Below are 22,523 nucleotides of genomic sequence, written 5' to 3' on the forward strand. Positions count from 1 at the left end.
CTTAATGTTGTTAAAAAATGTGCGGTTGGTGAATTTGTTATGGATTAACGCTAGTTTAGCGACACTTAAAAATTGTTTACAGGGTTTATTTTTAGAGGGGAGGTGGGCATCCTTGCCCGACGGGAACTTTGACTAGAAAATGTACTTGGCTATTAATCGGTTTACATTATAGGCCGATGCTTGTGATTGAAGGCTCGGTGAAGTCTGAATATAAACCTTCTTCGTCGAATGCTGCGATGAGCACTTCGTATTCACCAGGGTCCAAATTTTCGAGAATATATTCGTCTGCGGTTTGATCCGTAATGACGATTGTTGTGTAGGCAATATCGTTGGTGTTGCGGTACATAATTTCGTACCCGCCAATATCGCTCAGTAATAAATCATCCGCATTTTCACGTGCACTTGGAATATCCCAGCCAACCACTGCGGAGACTTTGTCTGAGGGTACTGGAGTAGGCTCAGGCGTAGGCTCAGGAGTAGGCTCAGGAGTAGGCTCAGGAGTAGGCTCAGGAGTAGGCTCAGGAGTAGGCTCAGGAGTAGGCTCAGGAGTAGGCTCAGGAGTAGGCTCAGGAGTAGGCTCAGGCGTGGGCTCAGGCGTGGGCTCAGGCGTGGGCTCAGGCGTGGGCTCAGGCGTGGGCTCAGGCGTGGGCTCAGGCGTAGGCTCAGGCGTAGGCTCAGGAGTAGGCTCAGGCGTGGGTGCTGCGGTTGGAACTGTGGTTGGTGCTGGTGTTGGTATGGCGGTTGGCGCAGGCGTTGGCTCACCGGTATTAGGTGCTTGTATAGGTGCTTGCGTAGGCTCAACAGTAGGTTGTGGTGTGGGTTCTGGCGTAGGTTCTGCAGTAGGTTCTGCAGTAGGCTGCGCCGTTGGCGTTACAGGCTGGATTGTAGGTGGTAGTAAACCAGAGCTATCAGTTGAACTACCGCCGGCGCCTCCACCACAAGCAACAAGTGTAGAAAAAATAATTGTGCTAACCGTCAGTCGAGTCAAGTTCATTCTGTTACCTCAAAAAATAAATCGTTTAACTAATTAATGCTTTTGTATTGTTTTTCAGCATTATAGAGCCGTACTTAAGGATCGGTTGTGGACTGGTTAACACAAAAGTTGATCAGTTAATGATCTGTACGCCATACTTACAAAGTGTGATATCGGTACGCTTTTTTTATGACAAAAGCCTAACTTTATGGCGCTTAATTCATCTTAAAGGCTGAGGGCGGGCGGGCTGAATGGAAAGATAGTGTTGAGCGGAGTGGTTATAGAGGCAATCTGTGGTATTCCAGCTCAATTTTGCTCATAATCGGCCGCCTTTCCCCAACGTGAGATGACAGCCAGAATAATGAGTAGTATTAACGCCCGAATTGCCCAAGAACTTAATGTTCAAGATCGTCAGGTGGCCGCTGCGGTTGCCTTGCTAGATGAAGGGTCTACCGTCCCCTTTATTTCACGCTATCGAAAAGAAGTTACCGGTGGTCTCGATGACTCTCAATTAAGAGACCTCGAACAACGACTTACTTACTTGCGAGAGTTAGAGGACAGGCGCGCTACCATTCTCAGCTCTATTGCTGAGCAAGAAAAGCTTACCCCAGAACTCGAGGCACAAATTAAGGCTGCTGATACTAAAACGTTACTGGAAGACTTATATCTGCCGTATAAACCCAAGCGCCGGACGAAAGCACAAATTGCGCGCGAGGCTGGCTTAGAGCCCTTAGCGGATTTATTACTGGGGGACCCCACAAAAACGCCCGAAATTGAAGCTGCAGCGTTCTTTAATGCCGAGCATAAAATTGAAGATACGAAGGCCGCGCTCGACGGCGCGAAACAGATTTTGATGGAGCGGTTTAGTGAAAATGCTGCTTTACTTGAAAAACTGCGAAATTTCCTGCGTTCAGAAGGTTACTTACAGGCAACCTTGGTTGCAGGCAAAGAACAAGAAGGTGCTAAGTTTCGCGATTACTTTGAGCACAGTGAGCCGGTCTCTAAAACGCCTTCTCATAGAGCCTTGGCGATGTTTCGGGGCCGTAATGAGGGCATTCTTTCGATAGCGCTCAACCTTATCGAGCCAGAAGATAAGCCTGTCGGCAGTATTCACCCTTGTGAAATTATGATTGCACAGCACTGCAGCTTAGAAGACCAAGGCCGAGCGGCGGATAAGTGGTTGTCTGAAGTTGTTCGCTGGACATGGCGAGTGAAGCTGCACACTCATCTAGAGACCGATTTACTGGGCGATTTGCGCGAACGTGCAGAGGCCGATGCTATCGATGTATTTGCAAGTAATCTTAAAGATTTATTACTGGCGGCACCCGCAGGCCAAAAAGCGACCATCGGGTTGGACCCAGGATTGCGTACCGGCGTAAAAGTGGCCGTTGTGGACGCGACGGGTCAGGTTGTTGATCACGGCGCTATATTCCCAACGCCTCCGCAAAAACGTATTCAAGAAGCCGAGGCCGTTATTGTGGCGTTGTGTAAAAAACACAATGTTGGCTTAATCGCTATAGGCAATGGCACAGCCAGTCGAGAAACCGATAAATTTGTGGGAGACGTATTAAAGTCCCATCAAGACATTACCGCACAAAAAGTTATCGTGAACGAATCAGGAGCCTCTATTTATTCGGCCTCGGAATTTGCGGCAAAAGAATTTCCTGATCTCGATGTTACCATTAGAGGCGCAGTGTCGATTGCCCGTCGATTGCAGGACCCGTTAGCGGAGCTTGTGAAAATTGATCCGAAATCGATAGGGGTGGGGCAGTATCAGCATGATGTATCGCAAAGCCGCTTAGCAAAATCGTTGGATGCCGTAGTGGAAGATTGTGTGAACGGCGTGGGTGTTGAAGTGAATACGGCATCTGCACCTTTGTTAGCGCGTGTCTCGGGGTTAAATACAACGGTTGCGAATAACTTGGTTGATTTTCGCAATCAAAATGGGCCTTTTAAAACACGTAAACAGTTTTTAAAAGTGTCACGCTTGGGCGAAAAAGCATTTGAGCAGGCTGCGGGTTTTTTACGTATTGCCAATGGCGACAACCCTTTGGATGCTTCGGGTGTTCACCCGGAAGCCTATGAAGTGGTGGAGCGAATAGCGTTAAAAAATACGCGTGAAATTAAGGGTCTTATTGGAGACACTGGGTTTTTACGTGGGCTAAAGGCAAATGAATATACGGATGAAAAATTTGGTGTTCCTACCGTAACGGATATTCTAGAAGAGCTGGATAAGCCGGGCCGTGATCCGCGGCCTGAATTCAAGACGGCCGTTTTTCAGGAGGGTGTTGAAAAAATATCGGATATCGAGCCGGGTATGATTCTTGAGGGAACAGTAACAAATGTGACTAATTTTGGTGCTTTTGTGGATATTGGTGTGCATCAAGATGGTTTAGTGCATATTTCGGCACTTTCAAACACATTTGTAAAAGATCCGCGCGAAGTGGTTAAAGCTGGGGATATTGTTAAAGTTAAGGTCATGGAAGTTGATGTGCCGCGTAAGCGTATTGGTATGTCGATGCGTATGGACGATACGCCGGGAGAAAAAACATCTCAGCCAAGTGGCGGTAATCGTCGTAGTAGCGGCGCGCAAACTCAGCGCAAACAGCACTCGGCTCAAACACAACCTAAAGCCGGCACCATGGCCGCGTTATTTGAGGCGGCTGCTAAGAAGGGGAAGTAACACGTTAACCATGTTGTGACGCGTTCACGAAAAAAGGCCGACAATTGTCGGCCTTTTGGGTGTGTGCAGTACGCTTAAATACTACGAGATACTGTGCGGTTGGCATCTAACCAGTTATTGAGCTCGGTTAAATCATTTGCTGAAAGTGTGCCAGCAACTTGCTTGAGTTGTAAGGTGCTAAGAACATACGCGTACAGTGAATCGTAATAATTACGTTGTGCGCGGTAAAGGTTACGTTGAGCGTTTAACACATCCACTAAGTCGCGGGTGCCAACATCATAGCCTGCTTGCGTAGCTTCCAGCGCACTTTGGTTTGATGTAATTGCTTGTGAACGGGCCTTAACGGTCGTAACACTGGTGGTAACCGTGAGGTGGAATGACCGAGTGGACTGAACGATATCCCGTTGTTTTTGATTTAATTGTTCGCGGGCGGCAATAAATTCATTGGCCGCTTTACGGCGTGATGCAGACACCGCTCCACCATTAAACAAAGGAACGGAAACCGTAATGCCAATACTGTTGCCTTGGTTGTCGTCTTCAAAATCAACGGTGTTGCGATCTCCCGTCGTATTGTAATCCGAGAGGCTGATATTGCCTGTCACTGTAGGGTAGTGCCCTGCTTTTTGAATCTTAGCCTTTTGCTTAGCAACATCGGCGTTTAGCGAGGCTATTTGCAAACTAAAATTGCTGTCTAGCGCCATATCAACCCACGCTTGTCTATCTGCTGGCGTGGGAGGGGTTACGGGTAGCTCTTTCTTTAGAGGCGCTAGCTGGTAATGAGGGCGGCCCGTAATCACTTCTAATGCTTCAAAGGCAATTCCTAGCCGACCTTCTGCAATGAGGCGTTCAGCCATGGCCGAATCAAAAACAGCCTGTGCTTCATGCACTTCGGTAATAGCGGTTAGCCCTACTTCAAAACGTTGGCGTGTTTGTTCCAACTGGTGGGATAGTGCGTTTTCTTCGGCTTTAGAAGTCTCTAAATTATCGACTGCTTGCAGCGCTTCAAAGTAGGCTTCCGCTGATCGTACAATAAGGCTTTGTTCTGCGATACCAAACTGAGCTTCGGCAATATTACCGGCGGCTTTGGATTGTTTAAAGTTGTACCACACGGCCATATTGAATAAGGATTGCGACAGAGAAATAGTGTAACCGCTTTGCGTGGAATCGGATTCGGATTCGCTGGCGATGGGGGGCATGCCGTTTGTTTGTGTTTGCTCGTTAGTCGAGTTTTCCCAGCTTGCTTGAGCATTAACTTTAGGGAGTAAGTCTGCGCGACCTAAGTTAACTGATTCCCTGCCTGCGTCTAAATTGGCTTGCGCTGCTTTGTAGGTATGGTCATTTAGCAGTGCTTGCTGGTAGATCTCTTCCAGAGTTGACGATTGTGCGAACGGAACAAGCCCTGCCACAGCAATCAAGGCTATGAGTTTCTTGCAATGTATTTTCATTGACGATTCCCGAGGGTCAAAAGGTAATGGTGCCTGTTAAAGGTGTGTATTGTAGTAATCTCTAATCTAAAGACAAGCCAATACGGATATGAGCGGCTTGTAATGTCAAAATGGCAGCGGCCTTGAATATGAATTACATCATGGGGGCGGGTAAGTTTATGTCAACAGCTATTATGCGTGTTAACGGCCCTATGGAAGCTTTACTCAGCCTTAATCACCCCATACACTTTTTCATATCAATTAAATTAACGGAATTTGGACGATTATGTCGACACAACCGGTAAACATGTGCGCCCCAGCGGAATTGGGCAAGGACGATTTTACAATAGAAAAAGATGAAACCGTTTATGACGGTTTTTTCAAAATGTATAAGCTTCAGCTTCGTCACAAAACGTTTGCCGGTGAATGGATTCCTACCATTAACCGCGAACTCTTTCATCGTGGTGAAGCGGCCGCTGCTATTCTATATGATCCGAAGCGACATTTAATCGGTTTGATTGAGCAGTTTCGTGTTGGGGCCCTCGAATCCGAGTATGGGCCATGGTGTTTGGAAACAGTCGCCGGCATGATGGAAGAGGGTGAAACCCCTGAAGGCTTGATTCGTCGTGAGTTAGAAGAAGAGGCGGGCATTACGCATACCGATGTGCGTCATATCTCGAGTTACTACTCTTCACCGGGTGGTTGTAGCGAGAAAATCCATCTTTACTGCGCGCTTTGCGATCTGGAGGGCAAAGGTGGGCTTTATGGTTTGGCTGAAGAAAACGAAGATATTCGTTTTGCTGTCTATAATGCCGAAGATGTCTTTTCGACAATGTTTGCAGGGCGTACCAATAATGCGGCTACCCTGATAGGCTTACAATGGATTCAATTTAACCAAAAAGCCTTACAAGCAGAGGCTGAATAACCCTCGACGGTGGACGCTATTACTCGCCAAAAAACGTTACCCATGGATTTGAAAGCGCACCATGCTCAGTGTGAACTCAACTTCTACCGTCTGCTAACCTTAATGCCGCGCTGGGATGACGGCGAGCATCAGTGGGGGTTTGTGGTCGGTAGTGCCGGCGCGTTTCGTGTACAGTTGAGTATCGTGGAAACCGCACGATATACGACCACGGTGGAGGTTGTTCAACAGCAACAAGGCTTAGAACCGCCTAAATTACTGGTGCGGTTGTATCATGATGCCAATATGGCTGAAATAGTTTCGTGGGATAGACATAGGCATTGGCTGCCTCGTTACGATTACCCCAACCCCCAAATGTACATGCCTGACGAAAAGCTTGCGCTCACACGCTTTTTAGGTGACTGGTTAGAAATTTGTCACAGCCAGGGATACGCTCACCCAGCGAATTGTGAAACTGTTCTCGTTAGCAAAAAATAGTATTTTTGTTTCCGACAAAACAAGACCACACTGTCACTTATGGGGGTGTACAAGTGTTTGATTACCTTAGGTTATTAAACGTGATTTCACGGATAGCACCAACGCAATAACGGACATTGACCAGAGCAGAATACACTATGAGGCCTTTTCGCCTTTTACAGATAACGGACTGTCATTTGGGCAGCCAGCCTGGAGAGAAGTTGCTCGGTCTCGATACCGATCAGAGCCTCTACGACGTGCTCCAGTTGTTGCAATCGAATGAAGCGCCGGACATGATCCTAGCCACTGGAGATATCTCCAATGATGGCGGGGTGGCGTCCTATGAGCGCTTTATTCATATTATCGAACGATACTTCCCTAATACTCCCCTCGCATGGTTAGCCGGTAACCATGACGACCCCATGAATATGGATCAGGTAGCGAATCTCCCCATAGAAGCCCATTGTATTCGTGGTGGTTGGAATATGATTTTCTTAGATTCCCGTATTCCCATGGAAGAAGGCGGTGATCTTCACCCCAACGAGCTTGAGCGATTAGACAAACAGCTGGCCGCATACCCGCGTTTGCCTGCAATTGTCTTTTTGCACCATCAGCCTGTGCCAGTGGGCAGTCATTGGCTAGACAGTTATGTGGTGCTTAGCCATAAAGCTTTTTTCAACGTAATCGACCGCCACCCCAACGTTAAAGCTATTTGCTGGGGCCATGTTCACCAGCAATTCGAGTCTCGGCGTAAGGGCATTGAGCTGCTTGCAACGCCTTCCACTTGCGTACAGTTTTTGCCTGGCTCCCACGATTTTGCTGTCGATAAGGCTATGCCAGGCTATCGTCGATTCGAGTTACATGCCAACGGCCAGCTCGAAACGGATGTCTGCCGAATTAAAAATAAAGTCTATCAAATTGATTTCGTCTCCTCTGGCTATTAACGCGCGTTATTTCTGTTTCGACTCATACTTGTTCAAAGGACACCTACCGCTATAATGCCTCTCACATAATGAGGTTGTTATGACGACGGTACTCTATATTCACGGTTTCTTAAGTTCTCCCCAATCGCATAAAGCCCGTATAACGGCTGAATGGTTGGCGAAAAAACGTCCAGAATTCGCGTTTCTATGCCCAGCTTTATCCTCCTACCCGAACGAAGCGGCCGCAACACTGGCCGAGATCATGCTGCAGCGACAGCACGAAAAAGTACTGCTCATAGGCAGTTCTCTAGGTGGTTTTTGGGCAACGTGGTTGATTGAGGAATATACAGCGGCTAAAGCAGTACTTATAAATCCGGCGGTAGCGCCTCAGGAACTTGTTGCACCACTGGTTGGGCAGCCCCTTAAAAGTTACTACACGGAGCACACGTACTGTTTACAGGCAAAACATGTCCAGTACTTGGTGGCGTGTGACCAAAAGCATCTTAGTCGGCCCGAAGACTACTGGCTAATGGTGCAAACCGGCGACGAAACCTTAGATTATCGGCAGGCCGTAACGCATTATAGTGGTTGCAAACAAACAGTAGAGGCCGGTGGCGATCATGGCTTTCAACAGTATGAAAAATGGTTGCCCGAGATAATAGAATTTTTAGAACGTTAGCAGCGCTTTAATTTAATCCAAATAATGGCAATAGAGACGTAAAAACATCCATGGCAAATTATACCGCAGAAGATATTGAAGTCCTTACGGGGTTAGACCCCGTTAAAAAACGTCCTGGCATGTACACTGATACCACTCGCCCCAATCACTTGGCGCAAGAGGTCATCGATAACAGTGTTGACGAAGCACTTGCTGGTCATGCGACAAAAATTGAAGTGGTATTGTATAAAGATCAATCCGTAAGCGTTACGGACGATGGCCGTGGCATGCCCGTCGATATTCACCCAGAACAAAACAAACCGGGCGTAGAAGTGATTCTTTCCACTCTGCACGCGGGCGGAAAATTTTCGAATAAAAATTACCAGTTTTCGGGTGGCCTACACGGGGTGGGCATCTCGGTTGTAAATGCGCTGTCAAAAATACTAGAAGTCACCATTAAGCGTGATGGAAAAGTGTACCGTATCGGTTTTCAGGACGGAGAGAAATCCGTCGATTTAAAAGAAGTGGATACTTGCGGTAAGCGCAATACCGGTACCACCGTTCGGTTTCTTCCGGACGCCAGCTATTTCGATTCTGCAAAATTTTCGGTTTCGAGAATGCGTCATGTGCTTCGTGCGAAAGCGGTGTTGTGTCCAGGATTAGAGGTCACATTTGTTGACGAACAATCTGGTGAAACCGACACCTGGTATTACGAAGACGGTTTAAAAGACTATCTAGTGGCCGCAACCCAAGGTTGGGAAACTCTGCCGGAGCAACCGTTTATTGGTGTGTTTGCGGGCACTACAGAAGCCGCCGATTGGGCCGTACAATGGCTGCCCGAAGGTGGTGAAATAATACAAGAGAGTTATGTAAACTTAATTCCTACCGCGCAGGGCGGCACCCACGTTAATGGTTTACGTACGGGTTTAATGGACGCCATGCGTGAATACTGCGAAATACGCAGTTTAATACCGCGTGGCGTAAAGTTGGCTCCCGACGATATTTGGACAAACTGCTGTTTTGTACTGTCGTCTAAGCTTGGCGACCCGCAATTTTCAGGACAAACAAAAGAGCGGTTATCCTCGCGTGAAGCTGCGGCTTTTGTCTCGGGTGTAGCAAAAGATTCCTTTAGCCTATGGCTTAATCAACATACGGACGAAGGCGATAAGCTCGCCGAGTTTTGTATTAGTAATGCTCAAAAACGCGTGCGAAGTAGTAAAAAAGTTGCGCGTAAACGTGTAACCGCCGGGCCAGCATTGCCAGGAAAGCTGGCCGACTGTTCCTCCGCCGATCCATCGGCCGGAGAATTGTTTTTAGTGGAAGGCGATTCTGCTGGAGGTTCTGCTAAGCAAGCACGCGACCGCGAAACACAAGCCATCATGCCGTTGCGTGGAAAAATTCTAAACACATGGGAAGTGGATAGCTCGGAAGTTTTAGCCTCTCAAGAAGTACACGATATTTCTGTCGCGTTGGGCATAGACCCCGGTTCCGATAACCTCACACAATTGCGTTATCACAAAGTGTGCATCCTCGCGGATGCGGATTCGGATGGTTTGCACATCGCCACGTTACTCTGTGCTCTATTTGTTCGCCATTTTCCGGCGCTCGTTAAAGCTGGCCACATATTTGTCGCCATGCCTCCGTTGTTTCGTATCGACATCGGCCAAGATGTTTATTATGCGTTGGACGAAAGCGAAAAACAGGGCGTACTCGAGCGCATTGCTGCCGAAAAGAAAAAAGGCAAAGTTAATGTTCAACGCTTTAAAGGTTTGGGTGAAATGAACCCCCTACAATTGCGCGAAACAACCATGGCCGCCGATACCCGACGCTTAGTACAGCTCACGATAGAAAGTGACGACGATACTCATCAAATTCTAGACATGCTACTGGCGAAAAAGCGGTCAGGGGATAGAAAAATTTGGCTGGAATCAAAAGGTGATTTGGCACAGGTTGAATAGGGTTACTCCCTAAGTGTTTAATCTTTTGTCTGCATTAAAAACCGCAATCGATTTGCGTTGGAAACCACGGTAACGGATGAAAATGCCATTGCGGCCCCAGCGATAACGGGGCTTAATAAAAGGCCAAAGGCGGGGTAGAGAGCGCCTGCAGCGATGGGGATACCGCAGGTATTATAGAGAAAAGCGCCGAATAAGTTTTGTTTAATATTATTTAGCGTGGCAGTACTAATGGTAATGGCATCAGCCAAACCATGGAGCGAATTGTTCATTAGCGTAATATCGGCGCTTTCTATCGCGATGTCGGCACCGCTGCCAATCGCAAACCCCACATCTGCCTGCGCCAATGCAGGTGCATCATTAATACCATCTCCGGCCATTCCTACAATTTCGCCGGTTGCCTGAAGTGCTTTAATTCTGGCGGCTTTATCTTGTGGGCGCGTATCGGCGACAAATTGAGTGATGCCTACTTTTGTTGCGATTGCTTGGGCAGTTAATGGGTTATCACCCGTTAGCATGACGATAGTAATACCGCGCTTTTTTAATCGCGTTATTGCGGCTATGGCTTCTGTTTTTATTGGATCTGCTATGGCAATAATGCCGCTTAGTTGTCCGTCGATGGCAATTAAAATAGGTGTTTTTGCGTCCGCCGCGAGTGCGTTGTAAATGTGCGTATGCGTGTCGCCAGTGATTGTTGTAATGTTTTGGTTACGCATTAACGATTGGTTTCCCAACATTATTGTCTTGCCGTCAATATTTGCCGCTACACCCAGGCCTGCATAGTATTGAAATTCGCTGGCCGTGGATAAGTGGATTTGTTGCGAGTGGGCTTCATCTAAAATAGCTTGCCCAAGAGGGTGTTCAGAATGTATTTCTATGGCGGCGGCAAGTGCGAGTAGGTTGGTTTTCGAATGGTCGGTGAGGGAAATTATGTCGGTGACGTGTGGCGAGCCCAACGTAATGGTTCCCGTTTTATCTAATACCATTGTGGTAATCTTGGAGGCGGTTTGTAGGGCATCGCCATTGCGAACAAGCACACCCCATTCTGCGGCTTTACCTACCCCCACCATTACGGACATAGGCGTTGCTAACCCCAGTGCGCAGGGGCACGCAATAATCAGTACGGTTGTTGCGGCGACCATGGCAAAAGTGTAAGAAGGCGCGGGCCCTAGGTAAAGCCATGCGAGCGCGCTGGCAAGCGCAATTATTAAAACGGCGGGAACAAAATAAGTTGCGATAACATCGGCCATACGTCCGATGGGCAGCTTCGCATTTTGTGCACGCTTAACCAGTGCAATAATATGAGCGAGCGTAGTGTTATCACCTACCTGCGTAACTTTCGCGATAATAGAACCCGTTTTATTGAAGCTTCCGGCAAAAATGGCGTCGCCGGTGATTTTTTCTACAGGCATGGATTCGCCCGTGAGCATGGCGTTATCGAGTGTCGTTTTTCCGTCGATTATGTCGGCGTCTACCGGTACTTTTTCACCGGGACGAATTCGAATGAGGTCATTAACTTTAATCTGTGAGATAGGCACGTCTTTTTCTGAGGTTGGAGTCACAAGCCGAGCTTGTTGTGGTTGCAGCCCGATTAACCGTTTGATTGCGTCGCCGGTTCGACCCCGGGCTTTTACTTCAAGCGCTAACCCTAGATTAATTAAACCAATAATCATTGCGCAGGCTTCGAAATAGACGTGACGTGATTGTGCGGGGAAAAAATCCGGTGCGAGAATAACAGCCATCGAATAGCTCCATGCAGTTCCGGTACCTAACGCAATGAGGGTATCCATAGTGGTGGAACGATGCATGAGCGACTGCCATGCGCCTATATAGAATTTTTTCCCTGAATACACCATAACCGCGAGGGTTAGTAAACCAACGCCAAACCAGAGCGCTCGTTCCACGTTTGAGGATACCGACATGTCACCGCCTGCGAGGCTAAAAATCATCAGTGGAAAGCCCAGTAATAGCGCACTCAGCATATTACGCATAAGCCGTTTGGTTTGCGTAAGCATGGCTTTTTCTTGTGTGTTTAAAGGGTGTCCATCGAGCCTATTAAGCGATTCATTGGCGTCGTAGCCTATGGCTTGAACGGCCTTTATGAGTATGGGGCTACCAACATTGCCTACGATTTCTACGGTGCGATCAGCGAAATTCATGTGCGCTTGCTCGACGCCTTTAACCGCGAGAAGTGCTGTTTCTATTTTGTTGATACAACTTGCACAACCGGCGCCGCCAATTTGGAGTTCGGTTTTCTGTTGAGTCATGGGTTACCTTGTGTATTTATCACGTTTAGGGTGAGGCGGTAAAAGTCCATAGGTAATGCGGTATGTTAACGATACGTATGGCCGATGAATACTGTAGACGTTGTCTTGGCTGGTGGTGTTGCGCTAACCCAAGTCAACATGGTTTTCTGTATCAACAAACGTTAAGTTTGACGGTTCTTCGTTCGAACGCAATAAGCCTTAGAAAAGGTGTTCGCACCTAATCAATTTCACCACCTATGGGTCTAATACACCAAAAGGTTGGCTGTGTGGTTGAGATGTGTATCTGTGTGACGGCGGTTTTGTTAACAAAATCAATAAGATATAAACTTGGCCTTAACATTGCAGTTATGCTCCAACCTTAACTTGGAATTGATCCGATGAAAAAATTAGCCTCCAACGTTGTCATTATGGCGATTATCGCGTGTTTGTCCCTTCCCGCACTGGCCAGTAACGTTCAAGTAAAAGAAAAGAATTTCGATTTAGCCGATATAAACGAACTCGTACTCAGTATGGATCATGCTGACATTACAATTGTTAATGATGATAGTGGTACGTTAAATGTAGTCCTTCGGCAGGAATTAAAATGGGGTGATGCGACAGTGTGTTTGCAAACATTAAAACACAACGTTAGTAATCATCGACTTGAAGTTTTAACGTATTCAGTAAAGCAAATTATTAATTTTGGCTGCAAAGTGAATAGAACCGTTAGCATTCGTTTATCGCAGAGCAACCTCAAAAAACTCATTGTAAAACATCAACACGGATCGTTGACGGCCGACGAGTTTTCAGCCGATCATCTCATGGCGGATATCGCTCATTCCGACGTGACGATACAGCGATTGAACAGTGCAGATTCTGTAATGAAATTGGCACATTCAAGTGTGACCGTCGATAGCGTAACGGTAGACACACTGAGGCTTGATGGCGCGCACGGTAAGCTCAATATTCAGCAGCTAACGGCTCAAACAGCCGATATAGCATGGGCGCACGGCGAAATAATCGTTGATAGCAGCCGTATAGAGGAAAGTGCAGTTAAGCAGCAGCATGGTGCTATTACACTGCATAATCATCAAGGGGAGGCGTTGGTGGTCGATAGTGCCCATGGTGATATTCGTATACTGCAAGCAGAACTGTTGCGCGCAACGCTTGAAAATCAGCATAGTACTATTGAATTTTCGGGCGGTAGTGAGACGCTTGAGGTAAGTAACGCCCATGGCCGTACTAGCTTAACGCAAACTAACCGCAACTTTGACACTATCAATAATACGTCGTCTCATGGTTCTCTTGTGCTTAACCTACCAGCGAACAGTGCGTGTGAGTTCATAGGGTATGCCGCGACGGAACTTCGAGCCAAGGCTTTTAAAAACGAGGCGCTTTGCGCCGGTACGAACAACGGCCTAGTTAAACTGAATACCAGCCATACGAACGTGCAAGTGCATACGTTTTAAGGCGATTATTTTTGATTTAATACGTTTTGAAGCAAAAAGTTTTGAGACCGTGGGTTTAAACATTTTGGGGGCTTAGCCCCCATTTTTATGGCACCGAAAATTTCGTTATAGGCGTAGATTCTCCCCGTAATTACGTAGCGACAATTCGGTGTTCCAATCTATTGGTGCTACCTAAAGCGCTCACCTGAAAATATTCAACAAAAAAGTGGAGGTAGGGCGCAGGTTGTGTGTCCTCTATAAAAATAACCACTAAGGGGATTAGGGTGAAAAAATCAATTTTTAGTTCTGTAACAGCAATGTTGTTGGCCACATTTTTGGTGTCGGCATGTGGTGGAGGCGGCAGTACCGTTATGCCGCCGGGTATTTCCGGTGGGTTTAATACATCGGGGGACAATGGTGAAGATAACGGTGGAAATGAGACGGTTACGTCACCCGGCATTTTTAGTTTGCCCGTTTCTCAAGTGGGTTATACGGTAAATGAATACGAGTCGGTGTATTTTACCCAAGAGATTGTGGGCACCGTAGACGATGCAAGTGAAGGCCTTTATCTTTCTGTTGACGCTTCGGGTACGTTTCTTATTGACGCTGCTGATGTCGTGTTATCGGACGGCGATCTTTCAGGCACGCTCATTCTACACACTGCGCTTTCGAGCGAGTTACTTCCCGGTACTTACTACGGGAGTGTTTCGATTAACGCCTGTACCGATTCAACATGCAGCCGCCACTATGAGGGGAGCCCAACGTCGATTGAGGTCATGTATAGCGTATTACCTAACTACAATGCTGACATTAATTGCCCAGATCAATACGGCATGGTATTCGACGGTTGTGTGGACCCAGACTGGGCGGGTGTTGCGGCGTGGGAAATGACCGCCGACGGCCGTTATGTGCAGTTGCAACATATGGATGGCGCCAATACCGAAAGGTTGGTCAACTGGAATGTAGTTGAAACGGACGAACAGGGCTACGGCCAAGTATTAGATGTACGCTACAACAGCGTGAATGCGAATGGTTCTTTGCGTTTTCCTGCGGTGTTTAATGACGAATTGAGCTTGCCGGGCAATGATTTGACGCTTTTTGCAAATGGCACACTAGCGTTTGATATTCGTGTGCTCGACTGGGCACAAGCCAGTGAGTTAAACCTGCATATTGAATGCCATTACCCGTGCACTACCAGTAATGAAGCCTTAGCACTGATGAGTAACAATGAATGGCAGGCGATAGAGCTAGCCGTACCTGATTTAGTGTTGGGTGGTTTGGATTTATCGCGGGTATCAACAGGTTTATTGATTGAGCCGACATGGGATGCCATGCAAGGTGTACATTATCAGCTAGATAACGTGCGTTGGGTGCCAGGTGAGGATGACCCCACAGAAGATGAGAGTGCTAATTATATCGATATTACATTAGATGCAGCGGGTATGACGGTGTTGACCGAAGGTAGCCCTAATACTTACCTTACGGCAAACACCCCAAGCCTAGAATTGCTGCCTGGTTGGACAACAACAGAGGACAAAATCCACCTTGTGTCAGACCTTGAGCAAGCGGTTGATATGTCGGGCACGGTTGCTGCTACCTTGGTTGTGAACATTCCGTTGAGCTATGCCAGCAGTACGGTAAGTGCTTATATGTGGGTGAGTGATAGTCATGGAAATGAGGCTAGAGGCTTCTTAACGTATCTGGCCGATCACCCCGATACTTGGTTGGAATTGCGCATCGATAATGTAACGCTGGATGCCGACGATGGTTTTGAGGCAACCGATGTTGTTGCGGTGGGCGTGACCTTGTTAGGCAATGGCGGCACTGTCGATAATAATACCGACGCGCTCGTGTTCAATGGTTTTGAGGTTCAAACCTTCTAGTTTTTGCCGAGCTTACATCTCAAAAACCCACTAGCCTATTGGTTAGTGGGTTTTTTTTGGGTTGGAGTTTTACAAAAACGGACGTTTATAGGCTAAGCGTTAGATCACTCGTGGCCGTTATTAACATGCAGAGCTTAGAGAATTATTGCGCGTTAACACCTAAGCCACCCTTGGCAAATAAAGGTTGATGGTGTGCAATCCAAGAAAGTATCGCCATAATACCGAAACGATAAGGTTTCGTTTTGCGATTAAACGTATTAATAGGTCTAGAAATACCCAGTTGCATCATGAACTCTAGAGCTTGTACTATCGCGCCATGTAACTAATAGTCTAATCGACAATATAAAAATAACATTACTTGGGAGTATCTTATGGGAGGCATGTCCGTTATCGATTGGTCGGTGGTATCCGTCTATTTCGCGGGGCTAGTGGCCATTGTGTATTGGTCTTCGCAAAATCAAAAAACCACTGCTGATTACTTTCTCGCCGGTCGCCATGCAGCGTGGTACGTTGTAGGGGCTTCCTTATTTGCTTCTAATATTGGGTCTGAACATATTGTAGGGCTCGCCGGTAGTGGCGCATCGGTTGGTTTCGCCACCGCCCACTGGGAATTACACGCATGGATAATGGTCTTGCTGGCGTGGTTCTTTGTCCCCTTTTATTACAAGTCTGGCGTGTTCACCATGCCAGAATTTCTCGAACGTCGGTTTGATAGCCGCACGCGCTGGGTACTCTCCATTGTGAGTCTATTGGCGTACGTACTCACAAAAGTTTCGGTAACTGTTTATGCCGGTGCGTTAGTCTTTAAAACATTGCTGCCCGATACTTTTGGCACACCGGATAATGCGTTTTGGGTTGGCGCATTTACAACGGTCATACTTACCGGTATTTACACCATTTTTGGTGGTTTACGTGCGGTGATGTACACCGAAGTGGCGCAGGCTGCTGTGTTATTAGTGGGCTCTGCTCTAATCACTTTTTATGGCTTGGATTTGCTTGGCGGTTGGGGCGAGCTGAAAACGATGGCAGCAGCCAATGCCGATAACTTTGCCCTATGGCGGCCAATGTCAGACCCCGACTTTCCATGGCTGGGCATTATGATTGCCTCACCGGTTATTGGTATTTGGTATTGGTGTACCGATCAATACATCGTTCAGCGCACACTTGCGGCGAAAAACCTGAAAGAGGCGCGCCGCGGAGCATTGTTTGGTGGCTTCTTAAAAGTATGGCCTGTATTTATCTTTCTGGTGCCCGGCTTAATTGGTTGGGCGTTACATGAAAAAGGCTTGATGGTTATTCCGTCTGCTAAAGGAGGCGGTATCGATGGCGATCAGGTGTTTGCGCTAATGGTGACAAATTTGCTCCCAGAAGGTATGCGCGGGTTAGTGGTGGCAGGTTTGCTCTCGGCGTTAATGAGTTCTTTGGCCTCACTGTTTAATTCGTGCGCAACTTTATTTACCGTCGATATTTACGAAAAATTGAAGCCAGGAAAAAGTGAACAGCATTTGGTTATGGTAGGGCGTATAGCCACGGCGTTTGTTGTAGTGGCTGGTCTTATTTGGATTCCCATCATGCACAAAATGGCTGGCGGTGGCATCTATGTGTATTTGCAGGGTGTTCAAAGTTACCTTGCACCACCTATTACCTGCGTATTTTTGTTGGGCTTATTTTGGCGTCGTACAACATCGCAGGGAGCTTTCTATGGTTTGATCGTAGGGTTTTTGCTCGGTATGGCAAAGCTCACGGTGGAAGCGATTAACGATAATATTGGTATTGCACCAGGGGTATTGCAGGATTTCGCGCAGTTTAACTTCCTATATTACTCGGGTACCTTATTGGGTATTAGTATTGTGTTGGTGGTCGTTATCTCACTACTAACGCCGCAGGCGTCGGATGAGAAATTGGCCGGAATCACGTATGCCACCCTGTCTCCAGACGATAAAAAAGACATACGCGAAAGCTGGGACAAGTGGGATGTGATGCTGACCGCAGTGATACTTGCACTGGTCTTGGGCGTGTACCTCTACTTTAGTTTCTGGCTGATGTAGTGGTTAATTAGCGCAGGAGTATAGGTATGTCAAAATCCCCACTTGTTGGGGATTTTTTGTTTCTAGAGTTGATTGTTCGAGTCGCAGCGGGGCGTGCTTTGCGCCCCAGTTGGGCATTACGCGACTCTCTAAGGGAGGTGTTGGGCACTGTTAGTACGCTATCTGATTGCGGTATTTAAAGTATTATATTATATTTGTTCGCGATTCGGGCTTACCTGTACGCAACTTTTCGCGTAAACAAAGGGGGTCTCATCACGCCGGACACTCTAAAATTGCTCATTATAAAACCGCTCATTATAAAAATAGTATTGAGGTATTTATGACTAAGACCCTTTTCAGCATTGCCCTATGTGGCTTGTTAGCCATTTCGCACGGTGTACAGGCATTAACTATTGGCTTCTCACAAGTAGGGTCTGAAAGTGGTTGGCGTACTACATTTTCCGAATCCGTTAAGGCCGAAGCGATTAAGCGCGGTATCGACTTAAAATTTTCGGATGCACAGCAAAAACAAGAAAACCAAATTAAAGCCATTCGCAGTTTTATTGCACAGCGCGTTGACGCCATCATTGTGGCACCGGTTGTTGAAACTGGTTGGAAGCCTGTGTTTATGGAGGCCAAGCGTGCGCGCATTCCTATCGTCATTCTCGATCGTAACGTAGCACTCAATAACGATTCGCTTTACCTTACGCGAATTGCACCCGATTTTGTTTTAGAAGGCGTAAAAGCGGCAACGTGGTTAGCCGATGAAACGAAGGGAAACTGTGCCATTGTAGAGCTGCAAGGTACCGTGGGTTCGAGCGCGGCATTGGGACGCATGGAAGGCTTTAATAAAATAATTGCCCAGCACAACAACATGCGTATTGTGCGCAGCCAAACGGCAGAATTTACGCGCGCTAAAGGCAAAGAAGTCATGGAAAGCTTATTGAAAGCTGAGGGTGGCGGTAGCGATATCTGCGCACTCTGGGCTCATAACGATGAAATGGCACTTGGTGCAATTCAAGCCATTAAAGAAGCAGGTTTAAAACCCGGTAGTGATATTTTAGTGGTGTCGGTTGACGCCGTTGATGATATTTTTCCGGCCATTAAAGCGGGCGATGCGAATGTGACGGTTGAGTTAAGCCCACATCTAGGCGGGCCAGCCTTTGACGTTATTGAAGCCTACCTAAAGGGCAAGCGCGATTTCGAAAAATGGGTTGTAATGGGTGGCAGCGTCTTCGATAAAAATAATTATGAAGAAGAATACAATAAACGATTAGCCGAACAATAATCATTTCTTCGCGAGATATACTTCGCATATCTATACCGTAATCAGCCTGTCAGCAAGCGACAGGCTGATTGCTTGTGTTAACGAATTGCTAAAGGCGCCTCTGGCGTAACGTTTATGCCCGTTCATCCCCCCCTCTTATCTTTACGCAACGTGGGTAAAACTTTCCCTGGTGTTGTGGCGCTAGACAATGTCGATTTTACGCTGCGTGCTGCCGAAATTCATGCGCTGTTGGGCGAAAACGGCGCAGGCAAATCTACTTTAATTAAAGTCATGACAGGCGTGTACTCGCGAGACAGTGGCGAGCAGCTATTGGAGGGCCGACCTATTCGTCCTGCCAATACCGGAGAGGCGCAGGCGCTGGGTATCAGTACGGTTTACCAAGAGGTCAATCTCTTGCCAAACTTGTCTGTGGCACACAATCTTTATTTAGGGCGTGAACCCAAACGATGGGGTTTAATCGATTGGACAAAAATAAATTCTCACGCAAAGGCACTGTTGGCCACCTACCATTTAGATATTGATGTGACTCGGCCGCTTAACCAATTTTCGGTTGCGGTTCAGCAATTAATTGCCATTGCTCGCGGTGTTGAACTCTCGGCGAAAATATTAATTCTCGACGAGCCTACTGCCAGCCTCGATGCAGAAGAAGTCAAAACACTCTTTGTAATTATGCGAAGCCTAAGGGAGCGGGGTATTGGGATTGTGTTTGTTACGCATTTTCTCGATCAGGTATACGCGGTGTCCGATCGTATCACCATATTACGTAATGGCCAGTTAGTGGGTGAGTACGAAACGGCAACGCTCTCCCAGCACCAACTTATCTCGCACATGCTAGGCAAAGCGCTGGAGTCTATCGAGCAGCGTGTACAGGCACCGGTCAATAGTGCAGGTAAAAAAGACGTCTTGCTCGAATTAAAATCGGCCGGAGTTAACACCTCCATTCAACCGTTAGATCTCACTGTAGAGGCGGGGCAGGTGGTGGGTTTGGCCGGCTTGTTGGGGTCGGGGCGAACGGAATTGTGTCGGATGGTGTTTGGTGTAGACGCGTTAAGCGAAGGTACACTGGAATTGCAGGGCGTAGCACGACGCTTTCGGCATACCCGCGAAGCGGTTGCCGCAGGTTTAGGTTTATGCCCCGAAGACCGTAAACAAACGGGCATATTGGGGGCAATGTCGATTCGCGAAAATGTCATTATTGCGCTACAAAATAAACGCGGTTGGTGGCGTTATATTCCTAGCAAAAAGCAGCGAGAAATTGCCGCGCATTATGTGCAAGCGCTTAATATCGCAACCTCTGAACTCGATAAACCTATCGACCAGCTTAGTGGCGGGAATCAGCAAAAAGTGATTCTTGCGCGATGGTTAGCTTCTGAACCAGCATTGTTATTATTAGATGAGCCTACGCGCGGCATCGATGTGGGTGCGCACGCCGAAATCATACAGCTAATTCGTACGCTGTGTGAACGAGGCTTGAGCCTTATCGTGGCCTCGTCAGAGCTAGACGAGTTAGTCGTCTTTAGCGACAAAGTGGTGGTAATGCGTGATCGACAAAAAGTCGCGGAACTCAGTGGCATAGAGATTAATCAGCAAACTATTATGTCAGCCTTTGCCAGTAAGCCGTCGGAGGCAACTTCTTAATGTTGTTAACACTATCGCACACTCAAAAACGATTTCTTTGGCCATTGCTGGGCCTTGGGTTTTTGTTGCTTATCAATCTTGTTATTTCGCCAGAATTTTTTCACCTTGAAATAAAAGATGGCCGTTTATTTGGCAGCACAATAGATGTACTTAACAGAGCGGTTCCCGTCGCACTCTTAGCAATTGGGATGACGTTAGTTATTGCCACCGGTGGAGTAGATTTATCGGTGGGTTCGGTAATGGCGATTTCTGGCGCGGTGAGCGCGGCGTTAATTGTAAGCGGGGTGCAAAGTACCGCACTGATTATTGGTGGCGGTTTAGGCGCTGGGTTATTGGCCGGTTTTATTAACGGTTGTTTGGTTGGCTATTTCGGTATTCAACCGATTGTGGCCACGCTCATTTTAATGGTTGCGGGCAGAGGCGTTGCGCAGCTGATTAATGCGGGTCAAATTGTTACCTTTCATCACGACGTATTTTCTTATCTGGGCGTAGGCTATTGGTTAGGCCTACCCTTTCCCATTGTATTAGTGATCGTATGCTTCGCTATTGTTCAGTTATTTATGCGGCGCACTGCATTGGGGTTGTTTGTCGAAGCTGTAGGCGCAAACAGTGGTGCCAGTTACTATATTGGCATCAACGATAAAATGATTAAAGTGATGGTGTACTGCCTTTCGGGTTTATGTGCAGCAGTGGCCGGTATGGTTGCCGCTGCGAATATCGGCGGGTCAGATGCCAATAACGCAGGGCTCTGGTTGGAACTTGATGCGATTCTAGCGGTTGTCATCGGTGGCGCCTCGCTAATGGGCGGGCGTTTTTCAATTGCATTATCCATTATTGGTGCGTTAATTATTCAAACGCTCACCATTACTATTATTCTTAGCGGTGTTCCGCCAAAATTTAATTTGATGATCAAGGCCGTAGTGATTACCGCAATTTTACTGCTTCAGTCACCCCACTTTCATCAGCAATTAGCGCGTATTAAATTATTGAGGCGCGCATCGTGAATACTTTAATGGCAATGGTTAATCATAAGTTTTTCCCGTTATCCGTAACCTTCGGTCTGTTTGTAGTGTTGTTTTCAGTGGGCGCAATTCAGTTTGATAATTTTGGCAGCCTGCGAGTATTCATTAATTTATTTACCGACAATGCCTTTTTAATTGTGTGCGCAGTAGGCATGACTTTTGTCATTCTTTCTGGGGGTATCGATCTTTCGGTAGGTGCCGTGATTGCGCTCACAGGCGTCGTGGTGAGCGTATTAATTGCGGACTATGGCTGGCACCCGCTCGCGGCCTTTGGGTTTGCCCTCACAATGGGCACTTTGTTTGGTGCGGTGATGGGTGCCATTATTCATGTTTATCGGCTGCAGCCATTCATCGTTACGCTCGCGGGCATGTTTTTCGCGCGAGGTTTAAGCACCATTATTAGCGAAGAGTCGATACCTATTAATCATCTTTTTTATGATGAAGTGGCGATGTTTGGCTTTGAACTCGCCGGTGGTGCGTGGCTCGATCTCTCCACACTGATTTGTCTTGCGGTGTTAGTGCTGGCCATTATAGTGGCGAACTACACGCGTTTTGGTGGGCGAGTGTATGCCCTAGGGGGGGATGCACAATCAGCGGCCTTAATGGGTGTACCTATTGCGCGCACTACCGTGTTAATTTATGCATTAAATTCTTGTCTTGCGGCATTGTCGGGTATTCTTTTTACGTTCTATACCTTCTCTGGTTATTCCTTGGCGGCAGTGGGTGTGGAGCTGGATGCTATAGCTGCAGTGGTGATCGGCGGTACGTTGTTAACGGGAGGTTACGGGTATATTGTGGGCACTTTATTCGGCGTGCTAATTATGGGTGTTGTGCAAACGTATATTTCCTTCGACGGCAAATTGAGTTCGTGGTGGACCAAAATTGTGATTGGTGTGCTGCTGTTTTGTTTTATTGCGCTACAGCGTCTGCTCGTGGCAAAGCGCCGTTAGCGTATCTCTGATAAAATCATTTTTTAC

Annotated in this window: 17 protein-coding genes; 14 read left to right on the forward strand and 3 right to left on the reverse strand. The window is 47.3% G+C overall.

Translation table 11 applies throughout. The features are described from left to right. Positions 1 to 166: 166 nt before the first annotated feature. Positions 167 to 994: a fibronectin type III domain-containing protein gene (locus tag H5647_RS05445; protein WP_121495354.1), complete on the reverse strand. Its 828-nt coding sequence runs from the start codon at positions 992 to 994 to the stop codon at positions 167 to 169. 340 nt (positions 995 to 1,334) lie between these two features. Here H5647_RS05445 and H5647_RS05450 point away from each other — a divergent pair, with 340 nt between their 5' ends. Continuing rightward, complete coding sequence (locus H5647_RS05450; protein WP_045856936.1) at positions 1,335 to 3,656, forward strand: Tex family protein; 2,322 nt, start codon at positions 1,335 to 1,337, stop codon at positions 3,654 to 3,656. Between the two features lie 74 nt (positions 3,657 to 3,730). Here the strand turns inward: H5647_RS05450 and H5647_RS05455 are convergent, their stop codons facing one another. Continuing rightward, positions 3,731 to 5,101 (reverse strand): TolC family outer membrane protein, encoded by a 1,371-nt coding sequence (locus tag H5647_RS05455; RefSeq protein WP_045856938.1) that lies wholly within the window; start codon positions 5,099 to 5,101, stop codon positions 3,731 to 3,733. Between the two features lie 286 nt (positions 5,102 to 5,387). Here H5647_RS05455 and H5647_RS05460 point away from each other — a divergent pair, with 286 nt between their 5' ends. From H5647_RS05460 to parE, 5 genes are all read left to right on the forward strand, one after another. Further along, on the forward strand, positions 5,388 to 6,005 hold the full coding sequence (locus tag H5647_RS05460; protein ID WP_045861105.1) for an NUDIX domain-containing protein: 618 nt from the start codon (positions 5,388 to 5,390) through the stop codon (positions 6,003 to 6,005). A gap of 42 nt (positions 6,006 to 6,047) precedes the next feature. Next, complete coding sequence (locus tag H5647_RS05465) at positions 6,048 to 6,479, forward strand: DUF1249 domain-containing protein (RefSeq protein ID WP_045861106.1); 432 nt, start codon at positions 6,048 to 6,050, stop codon at positions 6,477 to 6,479. Positions 6,480 to 6,616: 137 nt separating this feature from the next. Next, complete coding sequence (cpdA, locus tag H5647_RS05470; protein WP_045856939.1) at positions 6,617 to 7,402, forward strand: 3',5'-cyclic-AMP phosphodiesterase; 786 nt, start codon at positions 6,617 to 6,619, stop codon at positions 7,400 to 7,402. A gap of 79 nt (positions 7,403 to 7,481) precedes the next feature. Then, on the forward strand, positions 7,482 to 8,060 hold the full coding sequence (locus tag H5647_RS05475; RefSeq protein ID WP_045856941.1) for a YqiA/YcfP family alpha/beta fold hydrolase: 579 nt from the start codon (positions 7,482 to 7,484) through the stop codon (positions 8,058 to 8,060). Positions 8,061 to 8,110: 50 nt separating this feature from the next. Further along, on the forward strand, positions 8,111 to 9,997 hold the full coding sequence (parE, locus tag H5647_RS05480) for a DNA topoisomerase IV subunit B (RefSeq protein WP_045856942.1): 1,887 nt from the start codon (positions 8,111 to 8,113) through the stop codon (positions 9,995 to 9,997). Between the two features lie 17 nt (positions 9,998 to 10,014). Here the strand turns inward: parE and H5647_RS05485 are convergent, their stop codons facing one another. Further along, entirely contained in the window at positions 10,015 to 12,261 is a 2,247-nt protein-coding gene (locus H5647_RS05485) for a heavy metal translocating P-type ATPase (RefSeq protein WP_045856944.1), read from the reverse strand. 377 nt (positions 12,262 to 12,638) lie between these two features. Here H5647_RS05485 and H5647_RS05490 point away from each other — a divergent pair, with 377 nt between their 5' ends. The 8 genes from H5647_RS05490 (at position 12,639) to yjfF (ending at position 22,496) form a co-directional block, all read left to right on the forward strand. Then, a complete protein-coding gene (locus H5647_RS05490; RefSeq protein WP_045856946.1) occupies positions 12,639 to 13,709 on the forward strand; it encodes a DUF4097 family beta strand repeat-containing protein in 1,071 nt (356 codons plus the stop codon). A gap of 263 nt (positions 13,710 to 13,972) precedes the next feature. Beyond that, entirely contained in the window at positions 13,973 to 15,571 is a 1,599-nt protein-coding gene (locus tag H5647_RS05495; protein WP_045856947.1) for a putative glycoside hydrolase, read from the forward strand. 371 nt (positions 15,572 to 15,942) lie between these two features. Then, positions 15,943 to 17,619: a sodium:solute symporter gene (locus H5647_RS05500; protein ID WP_200911636.1), complete on the forward strand. Its 1,677-nt coding sequence runs from the start codon at positions 15,943 to 15,945 to the stop codon at positions 17,617 to 17,619. A 26-nt stretch (positions 17,620 to 17,645) separates the two neighbouring features. Continuing rightward, on the forward strand, positions 17,646 to 17,798 hold the full coding sequence (locus tag H5647_RS05505) for a hypothetical protein (protein ID WP_162926293.1): 153 nt from the start codon (positions 17,646 to 17,648) through the stop codon (positions 17,796 to 17,798). A gap of 140 nt (positions 17,799 to 17,938) precedes the next feature. Further along, positions 17,939 to 18,886: an ABC transporter substrate-binding protein gene (locus H5647_RS05510; RefSeq protein ID WP_045861108.1), complete on the forward strand. Its 948-nt coding sequence runs from the start codon at positions 17,939 to 17,941 to the stop codon at positions 18,884 to 18,886. Positions 18,887 to 19,000: 114 nt separating this feature from the next. Next, entirely contained in the window at positions 19,001 to 20,524 is a 1,524-nt protein-coding gene (locus H5647_RS05515; protein ID WP_045856952.1) for a sugar ABC transporter ATP-binding protein, read from the forward strand. After that, a complete protein-coding gene (locus H5647_RS05520) occupies positions 20,524 to 21,528 on the forward strand; it encodes an ABC transporter permease (RefSeq protein ID WP_045856954.1) in 1,005 nt (334 codons plus the stop codon). Before H5647_RS05515 ends, H5647_RS05520 begins: the two co-directional genes overlap by 1 nt. After that, positions 21,525 to 22,496 (forward strand): galactofuranose ABC transporter, permease protein YjfF, encoded by a 972-nt coding sequence (yjfF, locus tag H5647_RS05525; protein WP_236074787.1) that lies wholly within the window; start codon positions 21,525 to 21,527, stop codon positions 22,494 to 22,496. Before H5647_RS05520 ends, yjfF begins: the two co-directional genes overlap by 4 nt. Positions 22,497 to 22,523 lie beyond the last annotated feature (27 nt).

The sequence above is a fragment of the Teredinibacter purpureus genome (genome assembly GCF_014217335.1).
In the GTDB taxonomy this organism is placed as follows: Bacteria; Pseudomonadota; Gammaproteobacteria; order Pseudomonadales; family Cellvibrionaceae; genus Teredinibacter; species Teredinibacter purpureus.

What these genes read in the sequence shown, in the direction of transcription:
- H5647_RS05460 (WP_045861105.1), top strand. Translation starts at nt 5,388, where the DNA reads ATGTGCGCCCCAGCGGAATTGGGCAAGGACGATTTTACAATAGAAAAA.
- parE (WP_045856942.1), top strand. Translation starts at nt 8,111, where the DNA reads ATGGCAAATTATACCGCAGAAGATATTGAAGTCCTTACGGGGTTAGAC.
- H5647_RS05445 (WP_121495354.1), bottom strand. Translation starts at nt 994, where the DNA reads ATGAACTTGACTCGACTGACGGTTAGCACAATTATTTTTTCTACACTT.
- H5647_RS05490 (WP_045856946.1), top strand. Translation starts at nt 12,639, where the DNA reads ATGAAAAAATTAGCCTCCAACGTTGTCATTATGGCGATTATCGCGTGT.
- H5647_RS05455 (WP_045856938.1), bottom strand. Translation starts at nt 5,101, where the DNA reads ATGAAAATACATTGCAAGAAACTCATAGCCTTGATTGCTGTGGCAGGG.
- H5647_RS05520 (WP_045856954.1), top strand. Translation starts at nt 20,524, where the DNA reads ATGTTGTTAACACTATCGCACACTCAAAAACGATTTCTTTGGCCATTG.
- H5647_RS05450 (WP_045856936.1), top strand. Translation starts at nt 1,335, where the DNA reads ATGAGTAGTATTAACGCCCGAATTGCCCAAGAACTTAATGTTCAAGAT.
- H5647_RS05500 (WP_200911636.1), top strand. Translation starts at nt 15,943, where the DNA reads ATGGGAGGCATGTCCGTTATCGATTGGTCGGTGGTATCCGTCTATTTC.
- H5647_RS05510 (WP_045861108.1), top strand. Translation starts at nt 17,939, where the DNA reads ATGACTAAGACCCTTTTCAGCATTGCCCTATGTGGCTTGTTAGCCATT.
- H5647_RS05475 (WP_045856941.1), top strand. Translation starts at nt 7,482, where the DNA reads ATGACGACGGTACTCTATATTCACGGTTTCTTAAGTTCTCCCCAATCG.
- H5647_RS05515 (WP_045856952.1), top strand. Translation starts at nt 19,001, where the DNA reads ATGCCCGTTCATCCCCCCCTCTTATCTTTACGCAACGTGGGTAAAACT.
- H5647_RS05485 (WP_045856944.1), bottom strand. Translation starts at nt 12,261, where the DNA reads ATGACTCAACAGAAAACCGAACTCCAAATTGGCGGCGCCGGTTGTGCA.
- H5647_RS05505 (WP_162926293.1), top strand. Translation starts at nt 17,646, where the DNA reads ATGTCAAAATCCCCACTTGTTGGGGATTTTTTGTTTCTAGAGTTGATT.
- cpdA (WP_045856939.1), top strand. Translation starts at nt 6,617, where the DNA reads ATGAGGCCTTTTCGCCTTTTACAGATAACGGACTGTCATTTGGGCAGC.
- H5647_RS05465 (WP_045861106.1), top strand. Translation starts at nt 6,048, where the DNA reads ATGGATTTGAAAGCGCACCATGCTCAGTGTGAACTCAACTTCTACCGT.